The organism is Kitasatospora sp. DSM 101779, from assembly GCF_025655475.1.
In the GTDB taxonomy this organism is placed as follows: Bacteria; Actinomycetota; Actinomycetes; order Streptomycetales; family Streptomycetaceae; genus Kitasatospora.
Genome location: NZ_JAHTIK010000001.1, coordinates 1144722 through 1164343 on the forward strand (window position 1 = coordinate 1144722; position 19622 = coordinate 1164343).

At 71.3% G+C, this 19622-nt stretch carries 15 protein-coding genes; 5 read left to right on the forward strand and 10 right to left on the reverse strand.

Going from position 1 to position 19622, the window contains the following annotated elements; all coding sequences use genetic code 11:
- Positions 1-25 precede the first annotated feature (25 nt).
- Positions 26-628, reverse strand: coding sequence for a TetR/AcrR family transcriptional regulator (locus KSNIM_RS05330; RefSeq protein ID WP_263102061.1), 603 nt, complete (start codon positions 626-628; stop codon positions 26-28).
- A 171-nt stretch (positions 629-799) separates the two neighbouring features.
- On the opposite strand from KSNIM_RS05330, the gene KSNIM_RS05335 reads away from it, so the two are divergent.
- Positions 800-1621 carry a class I SAM-dependent methyltransferase gene (locus KSNIM_RS05335; protein WP_263102062.1) on the forward strand — a complete coding sequence of 274 codons (822 nt, stop codon included), beginning with the start codon at positions 800-802 and terminating at the stop codon, positions 1619-1621.
- A 58-nt stretch (positions 1622-1679) separates the two neighbouring features.
- On the opposite strand, the gene KSNIM_RS05340 is transcribed toward KSNIM_RS05335, so the two are convergent.
- The 4 genes from KSNIM_RS05340 to KSNIM_RS05355 all read right to left on the reverse strand — a co-directional run bounded on the left by KSNIM_RS05340 (position 1680) and on the right by KSNIM_RS05355 (position 5959).
- Positions 1680-2888 (reverse strand): ferritin-like domain-containing protein, encoded by a 1209-nt coding sequence (locus tag KSNIM_RS05340; RefSeq protein WP_263102063.1) that lies wholly within the window; start codon positions 2886-2888, stop codon positions 1680-1682.
- A 241-nt stretch (positions 2889-3129) separates the two neighbouring features.
- Positions 3130-3570 carry a DUF5990 family protein gene (locus KSNIM_RS05345; RefSeq protein WP_263107839.1) on the reverse strand — a complete coding sequence of 147 codons (441 nt, stop codon included), beginning with the start codon at positions 3568-3570 and terminating at the stop codon, positions 3130-3132.
- Between the two features lie 151 nt (positions 3571-3721).
- Positions 3722-4522 (reverse strand): VOC family protein, encoded by an 801-nt coding sequence (locus KSNIM_RS05350; protein WP_263102064.1) that lies wholly within the window; start codon positions 4520-4522, stop codon positions 3722-3724.
- Between the two features lie 195 nt (positions 4523-4717).
- Positions 4718-5959: an alpha/beta hydrolase family protein gene (locus tag KSNIM_RS05355; RefSeq protein ID WP_263102065.1), complete on the reverse strand. Its 1242-nt coding sequence runs from the start codon at positions 5957-5959 to the stop codon at positions 4718-4720.
- Between the two features lie 660 nt (positions 5960-6619).
- Between KSNIM_RS05355 and KSNIM_RS05360 the strand changes: the two genes are divergently transcribed.
- Positions 6620-7450, forward strand: coding sequence for a siderophore-interacting protein (locus tag KSNIM_RS05360; protein ID WP_263102066.1), 831 nt, complete (start codon positions 6620-6622; stop codon positions 7448-7450).
- A gap of 93 nt (positions 7451-7543) precedes the next feature.
- Here the strand turns inward: KSNIM_RS05360 and KSNIM_RS05365 are convergent, their stop codons facing one another.
- The gene (locus tag KSNIM_RS05365) at positions 7544-9064 is read right to left on the reverse strand and encodes an NCS1 family nucleobase:cation symporter-1 (protein ID WP_411543661.1); all 1521 of its coding nucleotides are present in this window, start codon (positions 9062-9064) and stop codon (positions 7544-7546) included.
- Between the two features lie 379 nt (positions 9065-9443).
- Between KSNIM_RS05365 and KSNIM_RS05370 the strand changes: the two genes are divergently transcribed.
- Genes KSNIM_RS05370 through KSNIM_RS05380 form a run of 3 tightly spaced genes read left to right on the forward strand, consistent with a single transcriptional unit; the run spans position 9444 to position 14259 of the window.
- Complete coding sequence (locus KSNIM_RS05370; RefSeq protein ID WP_263102068.1) at positions 9444-10169, forward strand: WXG100 family type VII secretion target; 726 nt, start codon at positions 9444-9446, stop codon at positions 10167-10169.
- Positions 10166-13993 (forward strand): DUF6531 domain-containing protein, encoded by a 3828-nt coding sequence (locus tag KSNIM_RS05375; RefSeq protein WP_263102069.1) that lies wholly within the window; start codon positions 10166-10168, stop codon positions 13991-13993. Before KSNIM_RS05370 ends, KSNIM_RS05375 begins: the two co-directional genes overlap by 4 nt.
- Entirely contained in the window at positions 13990-14259 is a 270-nt protein-coding gene (locus KSNIM_RS05380) for a hypothetical protein (protein ID WP_263102070.1), read from the forward strand. The genes KSNIM_RS05375 and KSNIM_RS05380 overlap by 4 nt, the downstream gene beginning before the upstream one ends.
- A 331-nt stretch (positions 14260-14590) precedes the next feature.
- Here KSNIM_RS05380 and KSNIM_RS05385 read toward each other — a convergent pair whose 3' ends face one another.
- From KSNIM_RS05385 to KSNIM_RS05400, 4 genes are all read right to left on the reverse strand, one after another.
- Complete coding sequence (locus KSNIM_RS05385) at positions 14591-16081, reverse strand: NCS1 family nucleobase:cation symporter-1 (RefSeq protein WP_263102071.1); 1491 nt, start codon at positions 16079-16081, stop codon at positions 14591-14593.
- Positions 16082-16210: 129 nt separating this feature from the next.
- Positions 16211-17227 carry a TIGR03842 family LLM class F420-dependent oxidoreductase gene (locus KSNIM_RS05390; protein WP_263102072.1) on the reverse strand — a complete coding sequence of 339 codons (1017 nt, stop codon included), beginning with the start codon at positions 17225-17227 and terminating at the stop codon, positions 16211-16213.
- A 7-nt stretch (positions 17228-17234) separates the two neighbouring features.
- Positions 17235-18635 carry a dihydropyrimidinase gene (gene hydA / locus KSNIM_RS05395; protein ID WP_263102073.1) on the reverse strand — a complete coding sequence of 467 codons (1401 nt, stop codon included), beginning with the start codon at positions 18633-18635 and terminating at the stop codon, positions 17235-17237.
- A 14-nt stretch (positions 18636-18649) separates the two neighbouring features.
- Positions 18650-19492, reverse strand: a complete 843-nt coding sequence (locus KSNIM_RS05400; protein WP_263102074.1) for a nitrilase-related carbon-nitrogen hydrolase — start codon at positions 19490-19492, stop codon at positions 18650-18652.
- Between the last annotated feature and the right edge of the window lie 130 nt (positions 19493-19622).

Below are 19622 nucleotides of genomic sequence, written 5' to 3' on the forward strand. Positions count from 1 at the left end.
GGCCCGGGCCGCGCGGTGCGCCGGCTCAGCGGGCCAGGCCGTGCAGCAGCAGCTCGGCGAGGTGGGCGTAGGCGTCCGCGTCGGCCAGGCCGGTGGCGGCGGCCACCTGCCGCTGCTGGATCCGCACCATCACGGAGGTGATCACGTCGGCGGCGAAGGCCACGTGGACCTCGCGGAAGGCACCGTCGGCGACGCCCTCGTCGATCAGCTCCTGCACCCGCCGGGCGGCGGCCCGGGTGTTGCGCTCGTACACCTCGGCGGCCGGATCGAAGGCGGCCACGTCGTCGAAGAAGCGGGCCGACACCGGGGAGAGTTCGCCGGCCACCGCCCGCAGGTAGGCGGCGAGCCGGCGGGCCGGGTCGGTCTCGGCGGCGAGCGCCGCCTCGACCCGCACCGTCGCGCGCCGGAAGAAGTGCACCACGGCCGCCCGGACGAGCTGTTCCTTGCTGCCGGCCAAGCCGTACAGCGTGCGCTTGGAGCAGCGCAGCCGGGCGGCCAGGTCGTCCAGGGTCAGCTGGGCGAACCCCTCGGCGATCAGCAGGGCCGTCAGCTCCTCGAAGAGCTCGGTGCGGCGGGCAGCGCCGCGTCCGGTGAGCCTCGGGCCGTCCACGCGTGGGGTTTCGATCACCCGCCCAGTATTCCAGGGGTGATCGCACCGTCCGTCGCCGCACCGTCCGTCGCCGCACCGTCCGCCGCACTGTCCGTCGCCGCACCGTCCGCCTCTGCACCGGCGCCGGGCGGGATGGGCCGGACCGCACCTACGCTCGGAAGGTCGTGCACCGCGGGACGGGAGGCCGCCATGGGCGTCGATCCGGCGAGGACGGAACGGGGCGGGTACGGCGAGACGCTGTTCGAGCCGTGGCGGCCCGGGGAGGGCGAGCGCATCGACCTGGGCGCGCTGGCCTACGACGGCGCCACCCGCCGCCGGCTGCTCGCCGTCGGGGCGGGGCCGGGCACCCGCTGCCTGGAGATCGGTGCGGGCACCGGCACGGTCGCCCGCTGGCTGGCCGAGGAGGCGGGCGTCGCCGAGGTCCTGGCGGTCGACCGGGACGTCCGCTTCCTGGAGCCGCACGCCGGCGGGGCGCTGCGCACGCTGGCCGCCGACGTCACCGCACCCGGCTTCGACCCGGACCGGCCCGACCTGGGCCGCTTCGACCTGGTGCACGCACGCTTCGTGCTGATGCACGTCCCCGAGCACCGACGGCTGGCGGCCGGGCTCTGCGAGTTCCTGGCGCCCGGCGGGCACCTCGTGCTCGGCGACGCGGTGGACCTCACCTCCTCCGCTCCGCCGGAGACCCCGTACCGGCTGGCGATGCGGGCGATGTGGCGGGCGCTGCGGGAGACCATCGGCACCGATGTCAGCCGGACGCCGCGGTACCCGCGGCTGCTGGCTGAGCTCGGTCTGACGGACGTCGGTGCGGAGATCACGGTGCCCCCGCTGACGGCCGACAGCCCGATCACGGCTTTCTGGCTGGACACCTGGCGGCGCTCCCGTCCCGCGATGCTGGCCACCGGCCTGGTCACCCCCGACCGGCTGGCCCGGGCGGAGCGCGCCCTCGCCGAGGGCACGGCGGCGGACCTCTCCCCCGGTCTGATCACGGCCTGGGGCCGCCGCGGCTGAGCCGGCGCCGGCTCGGCCGCGACACCGGCCGATCGGGACGGTTCGTCCGGGCGGCCGGTCAGGACAGTTCGCCCGGCCGGCGGGTGAGGACGCGGAACTGGGGGCCGTACACGCCGCTGCCGTCGGGGAGCGGGATCTCCATCAGGGCGAGGGCGGGCTCCTCCAGGGCGTGCATCGAGCGGACGGCGCCGTCCAGCGCGTGCGTGTCGCCGATCGCCCAGGCGCCCTCCAGGGCGTGCACCACGCGACTGAACAGCAGGTCGAACCGGCCGAGCAGCTGCCCGGCCGCCGCGGGCGGGTCCGGCCAGCCGCCCGGCGGCACCATGCCCATCGGCCTGGTCTCGGGGAAGGGCACCGGGTCGCCGTCGTAGCCCCAGCGGTCGGCGGAGGCGACCACCCGGCGCTCGTGGAAGATCTCGCCGAAGGCGTAGTAGTGGGCGGGCGCGCCGTGGCCCGCGGGAACGCCCGGGCTGGCGGAGGTGCCCTCGCCCTGCTCCTTGATCACCTCCAGTGCCTCGTCGACGTCGGCCAGGGTGGCCACCGGCCGCAGCATGTCGGGCCCGATCCGGACGGAGAGCTGCCCGGCGGTGTCGAGCGCCGGCCGGACCTCGTGGAAGGCGTCCTGCAGCGCGGTGTAGAAGGTGCCGATGGTCGGCCCGGACTCCCGGACGAGCGGCTGCTCGGGGGCCTCGATCGCCATCAGCACGTCCCGGACGTACGACTTGGTGAGCCCGGAGAGGTGCACCGTGAGGTCGGGCCGGACACCGCCGGGCAGCGGTGCCGGGTACCCGAGGACGGAGGAGGCGATCCGCGGCCGCCCGCCGACCGCGGTGAGCAGGTTGCAGGTCAGCCCCATGTGGAACATCTCGTCGCCGACGATGCCCTGGATCAGCCGGGCGGGCTCGCTCGTCCGGTCTTTGATCGACCACCAGGCGCAGAGGTACGGCGGGATGGTCGCGAGTTCCACGGCGACGGCGATCTGCAGGGCGCGCCGGATCCAGCGGACATCGCGCGGGCCGGGCGCGCTCAGCAAGCGGGCCACCGCATCGGCGTCGGCCGGCGGCGCCGGAACGTCCGACGGGTCCGGGACAGCGGCCGGCGGGTTCAGCGGCGGCAGCTCCCGCGGCGGGAGGATCGGCGCGGCGGTGGCCTCCGCGGCGGGCAGCAGGGCGGGGACGGCGGCGAGGCCCGCCGACTTGAGGAAGCCCCGGCGCCCGATGGGTGTGCCCGGCGGCCGGGCGGTCCCGTCCTCGGCTGCGTCGACCACGTGCGGCTCCCTCCCCGACTGCGTCGCCCGGCTGCTGCTGCGCCGGTGCACCCCGGCGGCCGGCCGCCCGGCGGCCGGGGCGGTCGGTCGTCGGGCATCGGCTGGGACTGCCGACGCTACCCAGCCGACCGGGGACGGGCACGTTTCGCCACCGTGTCAGGGCGAGCCGTCACCCGGGGAGAGCACCCGGCCGGGGCCGTACGGCGGGGCGGCCGGGGCCGTACGGCGCTCGGTCCGGTGGTCAGCCGGCGGACCCCGTGGCGGCCGGCGGGCGGACGGCGGCGCACAGCGGCTGCCCCCTGCCGTCGGTCAGACCGAGCCGGACGACCAGCAGACCGGAGGCCACGGCCGACTCGACGGTCTCCGGGTCGACGGCGTCCAGCATCAGCTTGGCGCGCCGGAACATCGCGAAGCCGCCGGACCCGTCGACGGTGCCGCAGGAGAGGTGGACGAACCGGGCCTGCGGGCCGCCCTGGAGGTGGGGGCCGCGCAGGTCGATGCCCTGCGGGGTGCGGACGGCGGTGCGCTCCGGGGTCCAGCACGCGGTGGGCGCGTCGCCGGGTACCGGGCCCAGCAGCTCGTCCGGCCGGCCGCGGCGCTGCGCCGCTACGTGGATGCCGGTCGCACCGCGGAAGGCCGGGCCGGAGGCGCAGCTTCGGCCGGGCAGGTCGGTGGCTTCGATCCGGAGTCCATGCCGTCGTCGCCCCCGGCCGACCGCCCGGCGGTGCGCAGTCGGCCGCCCGCGGGAACGCGGACGGGAGGCCGCAGGGACGCGGACGGGCCGGCCCGGCGGGTGTGCCGGGCCGGCCCGCGGTGGCGGGGTCGTGGCCGGGTCAGGCCGCCGGCGAGGGCTTGAGGACGACGAAGTCCGCGCCGTTGGGGTCCACGCAGACGGCGAGGCGGCCGACGCCGGGGGCGTCCTCCGGCTCCATCTGGAGGCTGCCGCCGTTGGCCTTGACCTTGGCGGCGGCGTCGTCGGCGTCCTCCACGGCGAAGACCGGGTGCCAGTAGGGCGTACCGCCGGTGAGCACCAGGTGCTCGGGGGGCAGCTGCAGCAGGCCGCCCTGCATCCGGTCCTTGGGCAGTCCGGCGGGGGTGATCAGCCAGTAGGTGCCCTCGACGCCGCCGGGCAGCGGCATGGCCTCGGTCTGCCAGCCGAAGAGGGTGCCGTAGAACTCGCGGGCGGCCGTGGCGTCGGTGGTGTACAGCTCGGTCCAGTTGAGGCTGACCGGGTCGTCGACCATCTGCAGGCCGGGGTCGGAGATCGGCTGCCAGACCGCGAACTGGCCGCCGAGCGGGTCGGAGAACTGGGCCATCCGCCCTTCCTTGCCCGCGTCCATCGGGGCGACCCGGACGGTGCCGCCGAGCCGCTGCACGGCCTCGGCGGTGGCGTCCGCGTCGGTGGTCTTGAAGTAGAGCATCCAGGCCGAGCGGGCGCCTTCCTCGGTGAGCGGCCCGATGCCGCCCACGATCTTGCCGTTGTGCACGAAGGCGCGGAAGTCGCCGCCCTCCTCCTCGAACGACTGGGTCTCCCAGCCGAGCACGGCGTTGTAGAAGGCGGCCGTCGCGGCGACGTCCGGGGCGCCGAGGTCGAGCCAGCAGGGGGAGCCGGGTACGAAGTCGGTAGTGATCACGTCTTCTCCCATCGAGAGTGCCACCGCGGCCCAGCCTTCCAGCGGCCGGCGCCGCCCGCCCGTCGGCACGCCGCCCGCCGGGCCGTCCGGGCGGGGGACGGCCTGTGGTGGGCGGAGTGCGGTCGACGGTGGGCGCCGGCCGGGTGCCGTGCGGACGCCGGGCGGAGAGACCGTGGGCGCCGGCCGGGCGCCGGGCTACTCCACGAACTCGGCCTGCGGGAAGCGGCTCGACGGGCCGTCCAGCAGGTGGCTGTCGCGGTGGCGCAGCCCGAGGTCGAAGAAGGCGTCGACGTAGGCGCGCTGGGCCACGACCGAGTCGGCCGGGTCGATGGTGCCGACCTGGGTCTGCACGGCGGCGGCCGGCACCCGTCCGGCGGCCGCGATCTGCGGCAGCTGCACCTGGAGGTCGGTGTACGAGAGGTGGCCGGCGCCGGTCAGCCGGATGTTGCGGTGCGGGCCGCGGAGGTTGGCCCAGAACGGCTGCCAGAACGGGTCGTCGTGCGTCCACTCGCCGCTGTTCATCAGCAGGAAGGGCCGGTCCAGTCCGTCCGCGACGACGCTGCCGACCGGGCCCTCCTCGCCGAAGTCCAGCCCGCCGTCGAGGTCGACCGCGGCGTCCACCCGGGGGTCGTCGTGCATCACCTGGGCGGCGGTGGCGCCACCGAGCGAGTGGCCGGTCATGCCGACGGCGGAGAGGTCGATCCGGCCGGCCAGTCCGGTGGGGAGGCTGCGGTGCTCGGCGTCCGGGTTGCCGCCGCGGTTCAGCACCGCGAGCCGGTCCAGGACGAAGCGGGTGTCGGCGACCCGGATGTCGACGAGCCGACGCGGTGCGGCGCCGGCTGCCGCGGAGTCGGCCGCGACCGTCCGTCCGCCGGGGAACTCCACGGCCAGTGACTCGTAGGTGTGGTCGATCGCCACCACCAGGTAGCCGCGGGAGGCGAGCTCCTCGGCGAGGACGGTGCCCTGGCCGCGCAGGCCGCCGGCGCCGGGCGAGTACAGCACGACGGGCATGCAGTCCCGGCCGGCGCCGGCGGGAACGCCGGTGCGGCCGTGGGTGAGGGTGACCGCCCAGTCGGCGGTGTCGGTGGGCAGGCCGAACTTCCGCTGCAGCGAGTCGGCGAAGGCGGCCGCGGTACCGGCGGACAGCTGGGGCGCCCGCGCGCCCGCACCGCCGGAGCGGGCCGGGTACCAGAGCGTGACCATCAGCTCGCGGGAGCGTCCGGGCTGCCAGGGGTCGGTGCGGTTCCGGTCCACCAGGTGCAGGTCGGTCGTGCCGACCGCGTCGGGGCCGTGCGGCGCCGGAAGGGTCAGGTGCACGGGGGTGCTGGCGGGAGCCGGGTCCGCTTGGGCCACCGGGGCGGCGGCGAACGGCCCTGCCAGCGCGAGCAGGACGGAGGCGGCGGCCGTGGTGGACCGCCGGATTCGGTTCGTCGTCATAGCCGCACCCTGCGGCGGGGCTTACCGATGGGTACCGGTTTTGATCGAACACCGTCTCGGACGAGGCAGGCTGACGCTTCCTCACCTGTCGTCACGTCACCGCACGATGCCTCTCGGCACGTCGGCTGGCCTCCTCGCCGGCCCACCGCCGCAGCCGGGGTCAGTGCTTCACGTGGGCCTGCGGCGGATACCAGGCCTCGGTCCGGAGCGGGCCGGTGAGGTCGGGACGGTTGGACCTCGGCCGACGGTTCAGGTGCTCTCCGCCGGGCCAACCCCGACCGCTGCGCCGTGCGCAAGGCGTCCGTGGGGTGGGGGCTCGGGCACCGATACCGGTACGGCTCGGCTGGGACGGCCTCGGGAACGCAGGGCAAGTTGAACGATCCTGCAGTCAGTGGACGGTGTGCGGACTGTTTCCCGGCGGCTACGATCCACATGTCACGACCGGTCCGATGTCCTGTGCGCACACCCGGTCCGGCCCGCACACGGGAGCGGCAGCGGACGTCCGCGCCGCGCGGACCCGGCTGCGGCCGGGCCGCCGGAGCGCTCCGGGGCGAGGAGAAGCGCCCGCCGCGCGGGCACTCCCGGCCGCGCCGTGCGGCGGGCGTGTCGTCGGCGGGCCCGAGATCGACATGACCCGAGATCGACATGAGGAGAGCACCCATGGCAGAGCGTCCGGCCCGGAAGCCCCACACCGCGCACGTCGTCCGCACCGAGCGGCTCACCCCCCACATGCAGCGGGTGGTGCTCGGAGGGGACGGTCTCGCCGCGTTCACGGCGGGCACCTTCACCGACCACTACGTGAAGGTGCTCTTCGGCGCCGAGGGCGTGACCTATCCGGAGCCGTTCGACCTGGAGCGGATCCGTGAGGAGTTCCCCCGCGAGCAGTGGCCCGTGACCCGGACGTACACCGTCCGCGCGTGGAACCCCGAACTGCGCGAGCTCACCCTGGACTTCGTGGTCCACGGCGACGAGGGGCTGGCCGGGCCGTGGGCAGTGCGTGCCCGACCGGGCGACACCGTCCGGTTCATGGGCCCCGGCGGCGGCTACGCTCCCGACGCCACCGCCGACTGGCACCTGCTGGCCGGTGACGAGAGCGCCCTGCCCGCCATCGCCGCAGCCCTGGAGGCCCTGCCCGCGGACGCCGCCGTCCGTGCCTTCGTCGAGGTCGCCGGCCCCGAGGAGGAGCAGAAGTTCGACTCCGCCGCGGAGGTCGTCTGGCTGCACCGCGGCGACCGCCCCGTCGGCGACCTGCTGGTCGAGGCCGTCCGCACACTGGAATTCCCGCAGGGCCGGGTGCACGCCTTCGTCCACGGCGAGGCCGGTTTCGTCAAGGAGGTGCGGGCGTTCCTGCGCGTGGACCTCGGGATCCCCCGCGAGGACCTCTCGATCTCCGGCTACTGGCGGCTCGGCCACAACGAGGACGGCTGGCAGGCTTCCAAGCGCGAGTGGAACGCCCGGGTCGAGGCGGAGCAGGAGACCTCAGCTCCCTGAGCCGGGAGCCCCGGGTCACGCCTCACCACCGCGGTGGACCTCCGGAACCGAGCTTCACCGCCACCGGGTGCACCGGTGGCGGTGAGGGCCGGTTCAGCGGGCGGTGCGGGAGCGGCCGGTGAGGGCGGCGTACAGCAGGGTCGCGGAGGCGAAGCCGACCGCCCACCCGTAGTCGGCGAGGGGCTTGAGGAAGGGGATCAGGCCGTCGGCGGGGAAGGGGCCGCCGTAGGAGCCGCCGACGGCGAGGAGGCCGCCGACGGCCAGGGCGGTGACGGCGCGCCAGTTCCAGCCGTGCGCGTACCAGTAGACGCCGTGGGGGCGGTAGAGGTCGGCGAGCTCCAGGGCGGTGCGGCGGACGATCCAGTAGTCGGCGATCAGGATGCCGGCCACCGTGCCGAGCAGGCCGCCGACCACGCCGAGCCAGGTGAAGATGTAGATCTGCGGGTCGGAGATGAGCTTCCACGGGAAGATGACGATGCCGACCACGCCCGTGATCACCGCGCCGGTCCGGAAGTTCACCAGCTTGGGCAGCAGGTTGGACAGGTCGTAGGCCGGGGACACCACGTTGGCCGCGATGTTGACGGACAGGGTGGCGATCAGCACGGTCAGCAGGGCGAACAGGATGCCCGCCGTGGAGTCCATCTTCGCGGCGAGCGCGATCGGGTCCCAGATCGGCTCGCCGTAGACGGCCTGGGAGCCGGAGGTCACCAGCACCGACAGCAGCGCGAACAGGGTCATGGTGGTGGGCAGGCCAAGGGCCTGGCCGCGCATCTGGGCCTTCTGCGAGCCGCCGAAGCGGGTGAAGTCGGGGATGTTCAGCGACAGCGTCGACCAGAAGCCGATCATGCCCATCAGGGCGGGGAAGAAGACCTTCCAGAAGTCACCGTCCCAGCCGAGCCTGGAGGGCTGGTCGAGCAGGGGGCCGAAGCCGCCCGCCTCCACCGAGATCCACACCAGCAGGGCGAGCGCGCCGACGATGACGAACGGCGCCGCCCAGTTCTCGAACCGCCGTAGGGTCTCCATGCCACGGGCGATGATCGCCATCTCGATCGCCCAGAAGATCAGGAACGACAGCCACTGCGTCCACGGGTAGCCGCCGATGTGGGAGGCGTTCTGCCAGCCGGAGCCGAGCAGTTTGCCGGCGAGCAGGAAGATCCCCTCGCCGCCGATCCAGGTCTGGATGCCGAACCAGGCGCAGGCCACCGCCGCCCGGATCATCGCCGGCAGGTTCGCCCCGCGCAGGCCGAACGAGGCCCGGGCGAAGACCGGGAAGGGGATGCCGTACTTGGTGCCGGCGTGCCCGGTGAGCAGCATCGGGACGAGCACGATCAGGTTGGCCAGGGCGATGGTCAGGACGGCCTGCTTCCAGCCCATGCCGAGCGCGACCAGCCCGGAGGCGAGGGTCCAGGACGGGATGTTGTGGGCCATGCCGACCCAGAGACTCAGATAGTTGTAAACCCCCCAGGTGCGTCTGGCGACCGGGACGGGCGCGAGGTCGTCGTTGACGAACCGGGAGTCGTCCAGGGCGACTCCTTCGGCGAGGGCGACCCGGCCGTCGGGGTAGGTCTGCTGGGTCATGGACGTTCCGGGTATGGACGGGGCATCGGAGGACATGGGGCCACCTCGGGGTCTCGGGGGTCTCGGGGTCTCGCGGGGGAGGACATCGACAGAGGAGAACGGAGAAGAACGAGGGAAGCCGGCGGACCTGCAGGTCGCAGCCCTACCGCGATGTTCGTGTTCCCTCTTGCGCGACCCACAGCGCGCAGAAGGCACAAACGGTCGGCCGGCTACGGTCACCGGCGTCGTCCTCCGCCCGAGCGCGAACCAGGCAGGGCGAAGCGGCCCAGGTTCTACGGCCGCGGGGAACTCCTGGGCATGCACGCAAGCCGACCGGCGGAAGGCGCTGAAGCATCCGGCTCCCCGACCACGACTTCAGCTCTGTCGTTCTCCTGTGCGATCGTGGACCCTCATGCCGTGACGGGGGAGGAACAGCATGGCGATCGAGTTGCCCGGTGAGGTGGAGTCGTTCCTGGCGTTCATCGGGATCCGCTGGCCGTCGGTGAACGAGGACAAGGTCCGTGAGTTCGCCGACCACGTCCGGGAGTTCGCCGACAAGGTGGACGAGGCGCACCGGGAGTCGACGGCGACGATCCATGCGCTGTCGGAGGCGTACGAGGGTGCGTCGTACGAGGCGCTGTTGGCGAAGTGGGCGTCGCTGTCGGACTCGCACATGAACGAGTTGGTGCAGGCGTGCCGGGCGGTGGCGACGGCGCTGGACGTGGCGGCGGACGTGATCGTGGCGATGAAGGTGGAGGCGATCGCCGAACTCGTGGTGCTGGCAGCCACGTTGATTGCCGAGCAGGCGGCGGCGGTGGCGACGCTGGGTGCGGCGGAGGCGGCTGCGGCGGCGACGGTGCTGGCGGGGCGCAAGCTGGTGCAGTTCCTTGAGCAGCAGTTGGAGGACTACATCATCGGCCAGGTGATCGAGGCCGCGATCGACCCGCTGGTGGGTGTCGTCGCGGGTGCGGTGTCGGGCCTGGTGTTCCAGGCCGCGGAGTCGGCGCTCGGTGTCTCCGGCGGCGGTGGGGGCGGTACGGGTTTCCGGATCAATCCGGACGCGCTGGAGGCGCACGCCCGCACCATGCACCAGCACGCCGAGACCGTGGCCGGCCACGCACAGGCCTTCCAGTCGAAGCTCGCGGGGGTGAGCTTCGAATGAGCAACCGGATCGTCAAGGCTCTCGAACACGGCGCGCAGAAGCTCGGCAAGACGCTCGCGGACGATGCCGGCAAGGCCGTGCACAAGCTGTACAAGCAGGCCGGCGACAACCTGACCACGGTCGCCAAGAACGTCCGCGAGGTCGAGGCGAAGCACGCCAAGGACCTGGAGAAGATCCTGGCCGGGCACGGTGGCAAGGGCATGCCTCACCCGCGGTCCGGTAGCGGGGGCGGCCGAGGCGGCGGCTCGCACCCGCGGGGGCGGGGCCGGGACCAGGTGAAGAGCCCGCGCACCGAGGGCCGTCCGCAGGACACCCGCTGCGGTGGCGGTGAGCCGGTCGACATGGCCACGGGCCGGATGTACATCGATCAGGTCGACGCCTCCCTGCCCGGTTCGCTGCCGCTGGAGTTCACCCGTAGCTTCGACTCCGGGTACCTCGCCGGACGCTGGATGGGCCCGCGCTGGGTGTGCACCTTCGACGAGCGCCTGGAGATCGACGAGCAGGGCGTCGTCCACATCCGCCCGGACCGCATCACCCAGGCCTACCCCCACCCCGAGCCCGGTGATCCCGTGACCGCGTCCGCCGGCTCACGCCACGAGCTCGACCTCAGCCCCGAGACCGGCACCTACACGGTCACCGACCCTTCCACCGGCCTGGTCAAGGAGTTCACCCTCGTCCCGGACGGCAGCGAGGCCCTCCTCACCACCGTGCGCGACCGGCACGGCCGCCACTACACCCTCGCCTACGACGAGGACGGCGTCCCTCTCGCGATCACCCACTCCGGCGGCTACCGGCTGCTGGTCACCGTCGACGCGGAACGCATCACCGCCCTGCGCCTGGCCAACGCCACCGACACCGGCGGCGACGCGATGCTCATGCGCTACGGCTACACAGACGGCCACCTCGCCTCGGTCTACAACTCCTCCGGCAAGCCGATGCGCTTCGCGAACGACGCGAGCGGTCGGATGCTGTCCTGGACCGACCGCAACAACTCCCAGTACCGCTACGTCTACGACCACCTCGACCGGGTCGTCGACGAGGGCGGCACCGACGGCTACCTGCGCTTCCGCTTCACCTACGGCGAGGTCGACCCCGCCACCGGCCTGCGCACCCACACCGAGACCAACGCCCTCGGCCACACCACCACATACCTGGTCAACGACCACGCCCAGATCACCGCGATCACCGACCCGCTCGGCCACACCACCCACTACGAACGCGACGCGTACGACCGCCTCCTCGCCGAGACCGACCCCCTGGGCCGCACCACCCGCTACGAGTACGACGGGGTGGGGGCCCTGATCTCGGTCATCCGACCGGACGGTGAACGGGCCACCGCGACCTACGCCGATCAGCTGGACCAGCCGGTGGAGATTGCCGTCCCCGGGGGTTTGCTATGGCGCTACGGCTATGACCACATGGGTCGTCAAATTTCGGTCGTAGACCCGGCAGGGGCGACCACCCAGTACACCTATGACGAACTGGGGCACCCCGCCAGTGTGACTGACGCGCTCGGGAACACCAGCACGATACGCTGCAATGCGGCCGGCTTGCCCGTTGAGTTCACCGACCCGACCGGCTCCAGCACGCTCGTCGAACGCGATGCCTTCGGTCGGCAAACCGAAGTGACGGACCCGCTCGGCTCGGTCATGCGCATGACCTGGACCATCGAGGGCTATCCGGCTACCCGCACCAACGCCGATGGCAGCAAGGAGGTCTGGACATACGACGGCGAGGGCAGTCTGCTGACGTATGCCGATGAACTCGGGCACCTCAGCACCTTCGAACACACCCACTTCGAGACCCCTGCCGCCCGCACAGGCCCCGACGGCGGTCGGATCACCTTCACCCATGATGCCGACATGCAACTGGTCGCGGTCACCAACGCACTTGGCCAGCAGTGGTCCTACACGTACGACGAAGCCGGGCGGATCACCAGTGAATGCGACTTCCAAGGTCGCACCACCGGGTACCAGTACGACCAATCCGGACAGCTTCTCCAGGTGACCAACCCACTCGGGCAGCGCATCGAGTACACCTACGACCTCTTGGGGCGTTGCACCGCACAGAGTGCCGATGGCCGACTGACGACCTTTGCGTATGACGCTTCCGGGAACCTGATTCGAGCCACCAACCCGGACGCCGATGTCTCCTTCACGTTCGATGCCCTCGGCATGTTGCTGAGCGAGACGGTCAACGGGCGCACCCTCTCGCACACTCTTGACCTGCTCGGGCGCCGAACCAGGCGTGCCACTCCTGCCGGCCATGTGAGCACCTGGAGTTACGACGAGGCGGGGCGGCCTACCGGGCTCGCCACGGCCATGGGCGACATCGACTTCACGTACGACTCGATCGGACGCGAGAGCCATCGGGGGATCGCCGGTCAGCTTCGTCTGGCGAGCACCTGGGACAGTCGGCATCGACTCAGTCGGCTCGCCCTCACCAGCACATCATCCACGCTCCGGGACCGGCACTACAGCTATCAGGCCGACGGCAGCCTCCGGGCTGTCGACGATCGGCTCAGCGGTCCCCGGACCTTCGAGCTGGACCAAGCACAGCGAGTTACCAGCGTACGTGCCGCGGACTGGTCCGAGGCCTATGCGTACGACCGTACGGGCAATTTGACCAGCGCCGACTGGCCAGCCACGGGCTCCTCCGAAGCAGCTGTGGGCCCCCGGATCCACACCGGCACCGAGCTGCAGTCGGCCGGACGCGTCCGCTACGAGTACGATGCCGCCGGTCGCATGACCCTACGCCAGGTGGCTCGCCTGTCAAGGAAGCCGGACACGTGGCGCTTCACCTGGGACGCCGAGGGCCACCTGACCCAGGTGACGACTCCCGACGGCGCCCTGTGGCGCTACCTGTACGACCCGTTCGGTCGGCGCATCGCAAAGCTCCGCATTGCCGGTGACGGGACCGAAGTCGTAGAGCGAACCGACTTCACGTGGGACGCCCTTATCCTCGCGGAGCAGACGACCCACGCCCCGTACCTGCCCGGTCCGCACACCCTCAGCTGGGATCACAAGGGACTCCAGCCCATCGCGCAGAGCGAGACCATCACCACCGGTGCACCTGCGGAGCTGACCCAAGCACAGGTGGACGGGCGTTTCTTCGCGATCATCACCGACCTCGTAGGCACTCCCACTGAACTCGTTGACCCGGCCACTCAGTCGGTTGCCTGGCGCGCCGTGCCCACGCTGTGGGGCCGGACCACGTGGCCGAGCGACAGCACCACCTACACCCCACTCCGCTTTCCCGGCCAGTACTTCGATCCGGAAACCCGCCTCCATTACAACGTCAACCGCTACTACGACCCCGAAACCGCCCGCTACATGAGCCCGGACCCCCTCGGGCTGACTCCTGCTCCCAATCCCGACACCTACGTCCACAATCCTCACACCTGGGCCGACCCTCTCGGCCTCTCGCCGCACATATTGCAGAATGCTTCGGACTACAGCCTCGCCAAGGCGGCCCTGCGGCGCGTCCCGCCCAAGGGAAATAAGCGGTGGAATCCCAACCACAACCTCACGGAGGCGGGCCGGTCCAGTCAGAAGCACACCGACCCGATCAAGCGAAGTGCTGCTCACGTCGCCAAGTACGCTCCGTTCCTCAACGGTGGCGATCGACTGCGGGCCGGGGTTGTCAATCCCGCTGGAAAAGATACGCTGAGGGCCGTGCTGTCGGATCCGGGGGCTGTGCGCACCGTATCGCCGTCCTCGGCCCACTACGGTGGGCATGTTCTCGAAATCATGAGTCCGACAACCGGCTTGGGTGGAAGATGGAGCCTGCGAGGTGGCGGTCTCCAGTTCGAAGGGTGGCTATGAGAACTTTCAGTGTTGGCGACCGCGAATATGCGGCTCTGATTATTCTGAGCGATTTCAATGAATTTGACGCCATGGAGATCACGGAGTTCACCGGAGGAATTCGCGGGAAGCTGGTCATGGAGTTCCGAATGACTGAGGAGTCCTGCTGGCTCGAAGCAATCAGCGATGGGGTGGATATCCCGTTGCTTCGTCGGGCGATCGACGTCTTCCGTGAGGAATTCCTGGAACCGCGATGGCAGAGTGGCGCGGCCGCGCCGCCGTGGTGAGGTATAGGAGTCAAATCGTCGGACCAGCGCCGGTAGGGCACCAAGGCCAGTCCGGGGGCGACTACCGCGTCTGGCCTCATGGTGCCTGGCCCGCCCTGTCGCCGAGGGCAGCCGGCTTCCCGCGCCGGAACTCTGCGCCACCACCTGACCCATCCGCGGTCCATCCGGCGCCAGTGGTAGGGATCTGGGCTCCGGGACGGTCGAGTCGATCGGGACGTTGCGACGGGCGAGGCGGTCCGGTTGCGGTGTCCTGGCCGGCTCCGCCTCGGAAGCCAGGTCGGTGAGGAAGGGGCGGGACAATGGGGCGTCCAACGGTCCCGCCCCTTCGTCATCATGCCGTTCTGCGGGAACCGTTGCCGAGCAGGGTGTGGAGGGCGAGGGAGGTGGCCAGGCCGACGGCCCAGCCGTAGTCGGCGAGGGGCTTGAGGAGGGGGATCAGGCCGTCGGCGGGGAAGGGGCCGCCGTAGGAGCCGCCGACGGCGAGGAGGCCGCCGACGATCAGGGCGGTGACGGCCCGCCAGTTCCAGCCGCCCGCGTACCAGTACCGGCCGCCGGGGCGGTAGAGGTCGGCGAGGTCGAGCGAGGTGCGGCGCAGCAACCAGTAGTCGGCGATGAGGATGCCGGCCACCGTGCCGAGCAGGCCGCCGACGACGCCGAGCCAGGTGAAGATGTAGACGTGCGGGTCGGCGATCAGCTTCCACGGCATGATGACGATGCCGACCACGCCGGTGATGAGCGCCCCGGTACGGAAGTTGACGAAGCGCGGCAGCAGGTTCGCCAGGTCGTACGCAGGGCTGACGACGTTGGCGGCGATGTTCACCGACAGGGTGGCGATCAGCACGGTCAGCAGGGCGAACAGGATCCCTGCGGTGTTGTCCATCTTCGCGGCGAGCGCGATCGGGTCCCAGATGGGTGTGCCGTAGACGGCTTGGGAGCCGGAGGTCACCAGCACGGACAGCAGCGCGAACAGCGTCATGGTGGTGGGCAGGCCCAGCGCCTGGCCACGGATCTGCGCCTTCTGCGAGCCGCCGAAGCGGGTGAAGTCAGGGATGTTCAAGGACAGGGTGGACCAGAAGCCGATCATGCCCATCAGGGCCGGGAAGAAGACCTTCCAGAAGCCGCTCCCCCACCCCAACTTTGACGGCTGGTCCAGCAGCGGACCGAAGCCCCCGGCCTTCACGCTGATCCACACTAGCAGCGCCAGCGCACCGACGATGACGAACGGCGCCGCCCAGTTCTCGAAGCGGCGCAGGGTCTCCATGCCGCGGGCGATGACGGCCATCTCGATCAGCCAGAACAGCAGAAAGGAGAGCCACTGCGTCCACGGGTAGCCGCCGATGTGCGAGGCGGTCAGCCAGCCGTTGCCGATCAGCTTCCCGGCCAGCAGGAAGATGCCCTCACCACCGATCCAGGTCTGGATGCCGAACCAGGCGCAGGCCACCGCGGCCCGGATCAGCGCGGGCAGGTTCGCGCCGCGCAGGCCGAACGAGGCCCGGGCGAACACCGGGAACGGGATGCCGTACTTCGTCCCCGCGTGACCGGTGAGCAGCATCGGGACGAGGACGATCAGGTTGGCCAGGGCGATGGTCAGGACGGCCTGCTTCCAGTCCATGCCGAGCGCGACCAGCCCGGAGGCGAGGGTCCAGGACGGGATGTTGTGGGCCATGCCGACCCAGAGGGCGAGGAAGTTGTAGGTGGTCCAGCGACGCTTCGCGACGGGGACGGGTCTCAGGTCGTCGTTGGCGAACCGGGGGTCGGAGAGGTCGGTGCCGGGCGCGAGTTCGATCCGGCCGTCGGGCTGCACGGACTGGGCTGTGGACACGGGCTACCACCTTGTGGGGGGACGGCCGGGCGGCCGCCGTGGGGAGCGGCCGCCGGGGAAGGTGATGGTGCGTCGGGCTGGTGCGGGCGTGCAGGGAGAGTGCGGGTGTGTCGGGCGAGTGCAGGTGCGTCAGGCGAGCGCGGGGATGACGCTCTTGCCGTAGGCGTCGATGGTGGGTTCGATCGCGTCGTGCATCGCGTACACGGCGAACTGGTCGACGCCCAGGGCGCGGAGTTCCTCCAGCTTGGCGAGCTGCCGGTCGGGGGTGCCGATCAGGCAGAACCGGTCGACGATCTCGTCGGGGACGAAGGCGGTGTCGGGGTTCCCGGCCCGGCCGTGGTGGCTGTAGTCGTAGCCGTGCCGGTCCTTGATGTAGGCGGTGAGCTCCTCCGGCACCATCGAGGAGTGCTCGCCGTACCGGGAGACCAGGTCGGCGACGTGGTTGCCGACCATGCCGCCGAACCAGCGGCACTGCTCGCGGGCGTGCGCCAGCGCCTCCGGCGAGTCGTCGGCGGTGACGTACGCCGGGGCGGCGACGCAGACGGTGACGGAGGCCGGGTCGCGGCCCGCCTCGGCGGCGGCGTCGCGGACGGCCTTGACCATCCACTCGGTGAGGTAGGGGTCGGCGAGCTGCAGGATGAAGCCGTCGGCGACCTGCCCGGTGAGGTGCAGGGCCTTGGGCCCGTACGCGCCCATCCAGACCGGCAGCCGGGCGCCCTCCTTGACCCACGGGATGTGGATCTCGGTGCCGTCGACCTCGACGGCGCGGCCCTCCGCGAGCTCCCGGATGGCGTGGATGGCCTCGCCGACCCGGGCGAGGTTGGCGGGCTTGCGCCCGGCCACCCGCTGGGCCGAGTCGCCGCGGCCGATGCCGCACACGGTCCGGTTGCCGTACATCTCGTTGAGGGTGGCGAAGATCGAGGCGGTGACCTCCCAGGTGCGGGTGACGGGATTGGTGACCATCGGCCCGACGATCAGCCGCTCGGTCTCGGCGAGGATGCGGCTGTAGATGACGAAGGGCTCCTGCCAGAGCACCACGGAGTCGAAGGTCCACCCGTGGGTGAAGCCGGCCGCTTCGGCGCGCTTCATCCGGTCGATGAGCAGGCGGGCGGGCGGGTCGGTCTGCAGGACGAGTCCGATGTCCACGGGGCTCCTAGCGGTCGAGGTACTGGCAGGTGGCGCGCGGCTGGTAGCGGCCGTGGCCGGCGCGTCCGAGGTAGTTGTCCCCGTCGATGACGACGGTGCCGCGGGAGAGCACGGTGCGGACCTTGCCGGTGATCCGCCTGCCCTCGTACGCCGAGTAGTCGACGTTCATGTGGTGGGTCTCGGCGGAGATCGTCTGCACCGCGTTCGGGTCGTAGACCACGACGTCGGCGTCGGCGCCCGGGGCGATGGTGCCCTTCTTCGGGTAGAGGCCGAACATCCGGGCGGGGGTTGCGCAGGCGATCTCGATCCAGCGGCGGCGGGAGATGTGCCCGTCGACCACGGCCTGGTGCAGCAGGTCCATCCGGTTCTCCACGCCGGGCAGGCCGTTGGGGATCTTGGAGAAGTCGCCGCGGCCGAGCTCCTTCTGCCCGACGAAGCAGAAGGGGCAGTGGTCGGTGGAGACCACCTGGAGGTCGTTGGTGCGCAGGCCCTTCCACAGCTCGGCCTGGTGCTCCTTGGGCCGCAACGGGGTCGAGCAGACGTACTTTGCGCCCTCGAACCCGGGCTCGGCGAGGTTGTCGGTGGAGAGGAAGAGGTACTGCGGGCAGGTCTCGCCGAAGACCGGCAGGCCGGCGTCCCGGGCGCCGGCGATCTCGGCGACCGCGGAGGCGGCGGAGACGTGCACCACGTACAGCGGCGATCCCGCGACCTGGGCGAGCTTGATCGCCCGGTGGGTGGCCTCGGCCTCCAGCAGCTCGCGACGGACCTCGCCGTGGTAGCGCGGGTCGGTCCTGCCCGCGGCGAGGGCCTGCTCGACCAGGACGTCGATGGCGATGCCGTTCTCGGCGTGCATCATGATCAGGCCGCCGTTGTCGGCGCCGCGCTGCATGGCCCGCAGGATCCTGCCGTCGTCGCTGTAGAAGACGCCCGGGTAGGCCATGAACAGCTTGAAGGAGGTGACACCCTCCCCCACCAGCAGGTCCATCTCCTTCAGGCTGGCGTCGTTGACGTCGGCGAGGATCATGTGGAAGCCGTAGTCGATCGCGCAGTTGCCCTCGGCCTTGGCGTGCCAGGCGTCCAGGCCCTCGCGGAGCGAGGCGCCGACCGACTGGACGGCGAAGTCGACGATCGTCGTGGTGCCGCCCCAGGCCGCGGCCCGGGTGCCGGTCTCGAAGGTGTCGGAGGCGAAGGTGCCTCCGAAGGGCAGCTCCATGTGGGTGTGGGCGTCGACGCCGCCGGGGATGACGTACATCCCGGTGGCGTCGATCACCCGGTCGGCCGTCCAGTCGGCGGCGCTGCTGCCGGCCGCGGCGAGGGCGACGATCCGCTCGTCCTCGATCAGCACGTCGGCGTTGAGTTCCTCGGCGGCGGTGACCACCAGGCCGCCGCGGATCACGGTACGGGTCACGGGCGCTGCTCCTCTCAGGCCTGGGTCAGCGGGTTGTACGCGTCCGGGCGGCGGTCGCGGTAGAAGGCCCACTGCTGGCGGACCTGCTCGATCGCGCCGAGGTCGAGGTCGCGGACGACCAGTTCCTCGTTCTTGTCGGAGGCCACGTCGCCGACGAACCGGCCGCGCGGGTCGACGAAGTAGCTGGTGCCGTAGAAGTCGTTGTCGCCGTACTCCTCGACGCCGACCCGGTTGATCGCCGCGATGTAGTACTCGTTGGCGACGGCCGCGGCGGGCTGCTCCAGCTGCCACAGGTACTGGGAGAGGCTGCGGCTGGTGGCCGAGGGGTTGTAGACGATCTCGGCGCCGGCCAGGCCCAGCGCGCGCCAGCCCTCGGGGAAGTGCCGGTCGTAGCAGATGTACACGCCGACCTTGCCGACCGCGGTGTCGAACACCGGCCAGCCGAGGTTTCCCGGCTTGAAGTAGTACTTCTCCCAGAATCCCTTCACCTGCGGGATGTGGTGCTTGCGGTACTTGCCGAGGTAGCTGCCGTCGGCGTCGATGACGGCGGCGGTGTTGTAGTAGAAGCCGGACTGCTCGACCTCGTAGACCGGCACGACGATCACCATGCGCAGTTCCGCGGCGAGGGCCTGCATCCGCTGCACCGTCGGCCCGTCCGGGACGGGCTCCGCCCAGGAGTAGTGCTCCGGCTCCTGGACCTGGCAGAAGTACGGGGCGTTGAAGACCTCCTGGAATCCGATGATCTGGGCGCCCTGCGCCGCTGCGTCGCGCGCCGCCTTTTCGTGGGCGGCGACCATCGTTTCCTTGTCCCCCGTCCAGGCGGTCTGGAACAGCGCTGCCCTGACGACTCGGCTCATCTCAACTCCTCGCAGAAGTCGGTGTAGACCGTTGACACTAGGAGTTTCACATCCCGAGGTGCAGTACCACGCTGTAACGCTCTCCCGTGTTGTGCGTTCCGCGGCGAAACCATGATCGGATGTAAATCCG